The sequence below is a fragment of the Campylobacter sp. BCW_6871 genome, from assembly GCF_001762325.1.
Classification (GTDB): Bacteria; Campylobacterota; Campylobacteria; order Campylobacterales; family Campylobacteraceae; genus Campylobacter_D; species Campylobacter_D jejuni.
Map to the genome: position 1 here is coordinate 1 of NZ_MJWQ01000057.1, position 6,582 is coordinate 6,582.

Below are 6,582 nucleotides of genomic sequence, written 5' to 3' on the forward strand. Positions count from 1 at the left end.
CAACAACTTATATTTTAACTCCAACAGGAAAAGTAATAGGCACTCCTATTGAAGGAGCGGTTGATTCTGACATACTTTTTGGACTATTGAAAGGTTTAGAAGATTATAAGAAAGGACAATTAGGTTTTTAGCGTGGAAAAAAACATAGAAAAATTAATTTTAGAAGCCTATGAAGATAGTAAAACTAAATTTGACCATGTTACTACAGGACATATCAGTCAATATTTGAAAAGAAAATATGATTTAAAAATCAATTGTAGTAAGGCATTAATAGAAGCAGGCTTTGATCTTGAAAAAGATGAAAACGAACCTTCTTTAGTTTATGTTAAAAAAGCTACCACAAGAAACAAGACTTCAAATCGTGATCAAATTCAAAACAAAGTTGAAGAGAAACCTTTGTTGTTTCAATTTGCCTATTTTCCAAATTTTCTAAATACACTCCAAGAGCTTTCTAATATAGCTCAAAAAGAATTTTGGGGAAATGGAAATAATATTTTATTTTCTTATCTATTTAAATATTTTGAGTTCATTTACGAAAATAAAAGCTATCCTGATATTATTACTTATAATAAAGACAAAACAAAGGCATGTTTCAATACAGGTTTGTATAGTACAGGTGTTTTTCCAATATTTGCATGCTTTGAAAAGCAGGAAAATGGAGGATATATTTTTAGAAAATTTTGTTCTAATGGAGATAGAGTTTTAGATGATTTAGAAATACCTAAATCTTTAAGCGATTATGATACATTCAAAAATGAAATCATTTTTGACAGTAAATTGGATTTTAGGGTAAATCATTTGCATCTTTTTGAGAGAAAAGAGCGATTACCTGAAATTGTGAAAAAACTAAATGATAGGTTCATAGGACACATTATTAATGGTGAATTGAAAATCATCAAAGATAATTATAATCTTCAAAAGATGATTATTCCTGCAGCTTATAAGCAAAGAGTAGTTTTATACATTCCTTTGAAACTTCAAGAAGAATCAGTTGATACGATAGTTGTAGTTGAAAAAGAAGAGGTAAAAAACGAACAGTATTACGCTGTGAGAACTATACTAAATCCGCATGATAATATTTACAAAACTGCAAGAGTTCTTTCAATAGTTGAATCTGAATGGGTAAAAAACACCATTTGAAAGTGAAAACATTGGTAAAATAGGCTTTTGAGATAAGTCTATTTTACCATATAAACAATTAATAATAGGCTAAAACAATATAAATGCTTTGCCTATAAAATCTAAAATTTTATCATACAAACAATTAATAATAGGCTAAAACCGTATGCTCTAAATTATCTGAATTTTACCAATTTTACCATACAAACAATTAATAATAGGCTAAAACTGTATACTCTAAATTATCTGAATTTTACCAATTTTACCATATAAACAATTAATAATAGGCTAAAACAAAATTTTTGTAAAATAAAACAATTACAAAAAAAATAGAAAAGATTGGCAAAAAATTAGAAAAGCAAAAAACAAGATTCGCTATAATAAAAAATCCGCTTTAGAGCTGCAACTCTAGCGGAAAATTACAACAAAGGCTAACTATGAAACGACATAGTAAGCGTTTTGTGAGATTATACCTAAATTTTAGGTTTTTTAAGCTTAAAGTTGAAGTATTTTTCTAACAAAACCGCAGGGGCAGAAAAGCCCCTTGCCTTTGTTAGTACATGAAACTACAAATTCTCATTCATTTTTCCAAGTTAAATAAAAAAGAAATCCGTTTCAAACCCCTAAAAATAGGCATTTTATAGCATAAATACTTGCAAAAATTATTAAAAAATGGTATTATCATGTTAATAAACTTTAAAAAGGAAATTATAATGCACACTATAACCATTACAAGTGATGATATTGATTTTATAAAAAGTTTAGAATGTTTGTCAAAAAATGCAGGAGCTATTTTTAAAATTTCTAAAAATGATTTAGAGGCTACTTTGGATAATTATGAAGATAATCGAACCATAGATGAAATAAAAAAAGAAGCTGAAGAAACTTTATTACACTATAAACAAGGAAAATTATCAGTAACTCCATTAGGTAGCGAATGGCTGTGAATGAAAATTGTGGAAAGTGATAAATTTAAAAAAGAGCTTAATGATATTTTAGCCTTTATTGCTAAAGATAGTGTGAGTGCAAAAAATTATTTTTCAAAATCTTTAAAAGATGCTATTTTGTGCATTGACAATATGCCTTATAAATTTCGAAAATCTACTCTTTTTAATGATGAAAACATAAGAGATTTTATCTTTAAGAAATATGTCATTCCATATTATATAGATTTAAAAAACGATAAAATACTTTTAATTACGATTTACAAAAATAACCTTGTCAAATAAAAAAGAAATCCGTTCAAAATCCCATAAAATAGGCATTTTATAGCATAAATACTTGCAAAAATTATTAAAAAATGGTATAATTTTATTAAAATTATGAATAAAGTAAGGAAAATTATGCCCACTCTTTTAGAAATCAATGGCTTTAAGTTTTTCTTTTATTCAAATGAACATGAACCAAAGCATATTCATGTTATGAAAGGTAATGAATTTGCGAAAATTAATTTAGAAGATTTACAAGTTCGATTCAGCAATTTTAAAAATAAAGATTTGTCTTTTATTCTTGAAACTGTTAAAAAACACAGACTCGAATTTGAAAGGAGATGGAATGAATACTTTAGTTAAGGCAAAGAATGTAAAATTCGATAAAGATTATCTTATTGTTTTATTAGAGGATGAACGCATAATCCAAACTCCTTTAAAATGGTATAAAGAACTTGAAAATGCAAATTCAGAAGATTTAGAAAAATGGCATTTTATCTGTGATAATACAGGCATCGAATGGGAAAAATTAGACTGTCATTTAAGTATAGAAGCTATGCTTAAAAGCAATGTGAACAAAGTAGCGTGAAAATACAATTAAATCGATGAAGATTTTGGTGACTTTTCCCAAGTTAAATAAAAAAAAGAACCTCGTTAAAACCACTAAAAAATAGGTATTTTATAGCAAAAAAACTTGGCTTTTTTAATGAAATTTGCTATAATATAGCTTGTATTTAAGTACTAATAAGGCTAATCTTCCGATTGTTTAGAAAGGGGGTAGCTATGATTAGAGAAATAATCGAATTTGCGATTCTCTTTTTGGAGACAGCAAATAAGATAATCGATTTAATCGACTATCTTTTAAAATAACTTTCTTACAACTATTTTATAAGATCCACGCTTAGTCTTAGCTTAATACAAACAAAAAAACTTTTAAACTTTACAAAAATAAATGATCGGAAGTGCGTGGCTTCTGATTGTTTAATGCTTAAAAGTAATGCGAACAAAGTAGCGTGAAAATACAATTAAACCGATGAAGATTTTGGCGACTTTTCCCAAGTCAAATAAAAAAAAGAACCCCGTTAAAACCACTAAAAAATAGGCATTTTATAGCAAAAATACTTGCAAAATTTATTAAAATATGGTATAATTTTATTAAAAATATGAATAAGTTATAATTGAAAGGAATAAAGATGGATAAAGCAGTAAATATAAAATCACCAAAAATGAAATTAATAAATAAAATAGCAATAGGATTAGGAGTAGCAGTAATGTTTGCTTTGATATTATTAAGCTGTTTATTAATAAATATTTATAATATAGGCATTAAACATATAATTTTAAGTTTTATAATTAGTTTAGTGTGTTTATTTTTAGTATTACTTTTAATAAACGCCACAAATAAACCGTTCAAAAAAACTTATCCTAAAAGAGACAACTGTTATGATACACATTTCAAACAAAGCGGAATATCAAAATATTCAACCCTTTCGCTGTCTAATCCTTTTTATAACAATTTATATTCCAATGAAGATTAATTGAGAAATTAATCTCAATTAATCTTAGTGTATAGCAGGATCTCCTGTTTTTCCATCTATTAGATGATTGGCTTTTTTAATTTTTTCTCCAACTTCATTGTTTAAATTAGATTTGACTGCTACACCCTTAACTTCTTGACTATCTGGCATTGTTGTAGTGTTGCTTATTCTTTTACTACTTTGATTTACTTGATCTTGATTTAAATTAGATTGAGTTAAAACACTTCTTTCTGATCCATCAATGGTTTTAAAATTCATACCTGCAGCGTGTGGCATAGTAGTATTATTTGGACTAACAATGCTTTGAGCGCCATATTGACTATTATATTGTGCAAGTTGTGCAGGATCATTCTTAATCATATCGGATACATAATTACCTGCTTTTGCAAAGTATTCATTTTGTTGAGCTGTATTAAGGCTGCTAAAGTCTTTATTATCTCCTGCAGCAAGATCTCTTGCAACCACATTAAGTGTATTGTCAATATTATTAGTACTGACAGATTGAATACCTTGTTCTGTTTGTGTATAGCTTTGAGCATACCCAACCATTTTTGAATAAGCTGTAGAATCGCCACCTGAAAGTGTATTGCTCCAAGAAGAATCCATACCTTTTGTGGTAGATAGAGTTTTAAGAGAAGCTCTTTCCATTGTTTCATTATAAGCAACTTTTTCTTTATCAGAAAGCGTTCTATTTCTAGCATGATCATTGCTTACGCTACCTTCTACACCTCCAACAGCTTCTGTACCAAATAGACTTCCACCTGCTTGAACTCTTGCATAAGCCTTGATATTAGCTTTTTCTGTTTCACTTAAATCAGTTCTCTTTTCTACTTCTTGTCCAAAATTATTACCAAAAGCCTTCTTAAATGCTTCATCTCCTTTCTCCATAAATCCTTTAGCTTCATTTAATGCACTAGCTCTACCGCTTTGACTCATATGCGAATATTGATCATTAAAGTTTTTATTCCAAGCATCAGAATTTGCTTGAGATACGCTATTAATAGTTGTCATAGCTCCTGCACTAAGTTTGGCGCCTGACATCATACCATCAACATTTGTTCCTGTCATATTTGCATTAGAGATTTCAGAATTCTTTGTATTGTCACCCATAACTGATTGAGTATTAAATTTAGTAACCGCACCATCTATATTTCTTGCATATTGAAGCGATGCTACCCCTGCATTCATCGCCCAAACTTCATCTCCTCTAGGAGCGGCAATGCTAGTTTGTGTAGATAAGGCTTGCTGATTTGCAAAGCTTCCAGCAGCTCTTGAAGCACCTGTTAGAGCTTGAGATAATCCAGAAGCAAAAGTTACAAATCCTTGCTCACTTGCTTTAGCAATTGCATAAGCTAAAACAGGAGTACTCATCACAAGATAATTCATGAAATTTGATCTACTTGCTACTTCTTTAAAGATAAGCATATTATCTCCTAAGCTTAAAGCTGCTTTTCCACCTGTTATTACCTGTGCAACTTTCATAAGATTGTAATCATTTAGATAGTTAATAATACAAAGAATAGGAGTCCAAAGCACTATCCAAATACATAGAGTAAAAAACATCTTAATATGAGCGTAAGAGCCAAATACAATAGAAAGTAAAGCAACAAGCCAAGATAAACCTATGATGATAGCTGTTAAATAAGCTTTAGCTAAAGGCAAATAAGTTTGTGCCATGTGTCCTTGTGCTTGCATACTTGCATAAAATTGCTGATCCGCATAAGCAGTATTTGCAGCCACAGAAGCAGGATTTAATCCTACTGATTTAGCGGTATTAATGATTGCATCTTGAGAAGCAAGCATTATCATGGATTGCTGTAAATAAGATCTAGCACTTACAGCTTGTTCGTTATAGATTTGTGCAGCGCCTAAGAACTTTTGCTCATAATTTGTCATATCATCTACCATACCAAGCAAAGCAGCATGAATCTTCATAGCTTCATCTGTATCGTTTTGAATCATTTCAACGATTTGAGGACCTGCATCAGAACAAGGCACAACACTTTGTTCTTCAACATTATTGTTATTTTTAAACAAAGGAGTAAGCTGAGAGCCATTGCCTATATTTGTGAAAAGATCTTGCATTAAATTATCAGAGTTTTGAAAAAGATTTCTACCTTGTTGATTAAGCAAGATACCTACTGAAACGCAGTTTCTAAAATAAAAATCAATATTTTTTTGTAAAGTTGCATCAATAGCCGAAAGCTTTACGCTTGGTAAAGTACTCATTACTTGAAGTGAAAAACCCAAACCTGCGTTAGAAAAATTTGTAGATTGTGGAGTTGAAAAATGTTTTTCCATAGCTTCTAGGATAACCTTCTCAAATTGTGTCATTAATGCAAAGCTTTTTCCTATACCTATAGGAATTTGAGAAATGACATAATCTTTACTTGTTACTTCATCGTGAATCATGAAGCGGTGATTATTGTCATTTGGCGCTCTTAAAAACATCTGCCACACTACAGCAAAAAGTATAAACATTTTTCCAAATTCAAACACAGGATTTGTTTGTCCATCCATTGCTTTTTTGATACTAAAAAGTAATAATGAAATAGCTAAGGCTGCATTAACGATATAACTTGTTTCAGTGGTTATACCTTTAACAGCTTGCATGATTTCATTCATCACATCGCCATAACCCCAAGTATAAATTAAATTGCTATTAGCTATTTCAGTTGCACCAAATAAAAATGAAGGTGCAAAAAACAAAGTGCTAA

The 6,582-nt window shown here is 29.7% G+C and carries 7 protein-coding genes; 6 read left to right on the forward strand and 1 reads right to left on the reverse strand.

Going from position 1 to position 6,582, the window contains the following annotated elements; all coding sequences use genetic code 11:
• The first annotated feature begins 132 nt into the window (after positions 1 to 132).
• The 6 genes from AJ930_RS06380 (at position 133) to AJ930_RS06405 (ending at position 3,865) form a co-directional block, all read left to right on the forward strand.
• Positions 133 to 1,140 (forward strand): DUF3825 domain-containing protein, encoded by a 1,008-nt coding sequence (locus AJ930_RS06380; protein ID WP_044779628.1) that lies wholly within the window; start codon positions 133 to 135, stop codon positions 1,138 to 1,140.
• 692 nt (positions 1,141 to 1,832) lie between these two features.
• Positions 1,833 to 2,066, forward strand: coding sequence for a hypothetical protein (locus AJ930_RS06385; RefSeq protein ID WP_002883553.1), 234 nt, complete (start codon positions 1,833 to 1,835; stop codon positions 2,064 to 2,066).
• Positions 2,067 to 2,348, forward strand: coding sequence for a type II toxin-antitoxin system RelE/ParE family toxin (locus AJ930_RS06390; protein ID WP_070275015.1), 282 nt, complete (start codon positions 2,067 to 2,069; stop codon positions 2,346 to 2,348).
• 114 nt (positions 2,349 to 2,462) lie between these two features.
• Positions 2,463 to 2,690 carry a DUF4160 domain-containing protein gene (locus AJ930_RS06395; protein WP_070275016.1) on the forward strand — a complete coding sequence of 76 codons (228 nt, stop codon included), beginning with the start codon at positions 2,463 to 2,465 and terminating at the stop codon, positions 2,688 to 2,690.
• Positions 2,674 to 2,916, forward strand: a complete 243-nt coding sequence (locus tag AJ930_RS06400) for a DUF2442 domain-containing protein (protein ID WP_060787619.1) — start codon at positions 2,674 to 2,676, stop codon at positions 2,914 to 2,916. Before AJ930_RS06395 ends, AJ930_RS06400 begins: the two co-directional genes overlap by 17 nt.
• 604 nt (positions 2,917 to 3,520) lie before the next feature.
• Positions 3,521 to 3,865, forward strand: a complete 345-nt coding sequence (locus AJ930_RS06405; RefSeq protein ID WP_044779583.1) for a hypothetical protein — start codon at positions 3,521 to 3,523, stop codon at positions 3,863 to 3,865.
• A gap of 24 nt (positions 3,866 to 3,889) precedes the next feature.
• Here AJ930_RS06405 and AJ930_RS06410 read toward each other — a convergent pair.
• The coding region (locus AJ930_RS06410; protein ID WP_261659503.1) for a conjugal transfer protein TraG N-terminal domain-containing protein at positions 3,890 to 6,582 on the reverse strand (2,693 nt) is incomplete at its 5' end.

Coding starts and splice junctions, on each gene's coding strand:
- AJ930_RS06385 (WP_002883553.1), top strand. CDS start 1,833: ATGCACACTATAACCATTACAAGTGATGATATTGATTTTATAAAAAGT.
- AJ930_RS06395 (WP_070275016.1), top strand. CDS start 2,463: ATGCCCACTCTTTTAGAAATCAATGGCTTTAAGTTTTTCTTTTATTCA.
- AJ930_RS06390 (WP_070275015.1), top strand. CDS start 2,067: ATGAAAATTGTGGAAAGTGATAAATTTAAAAAAGAGCTTAATGATATT.
- AJ930_RS06405 (WP_044779583.1), top strand. CDS start 3,521: ATGGATAAAGCAGTAAATATAAAATCACCAAAAATGAAATTAATAAAT.
- AJ930_RS06400 (WP_060787619.1), top strand. CDS start 2,674: ATGAATACTTTAGTTAAGGCAAAGAATGTAAAATTCGATAAAGATTAT.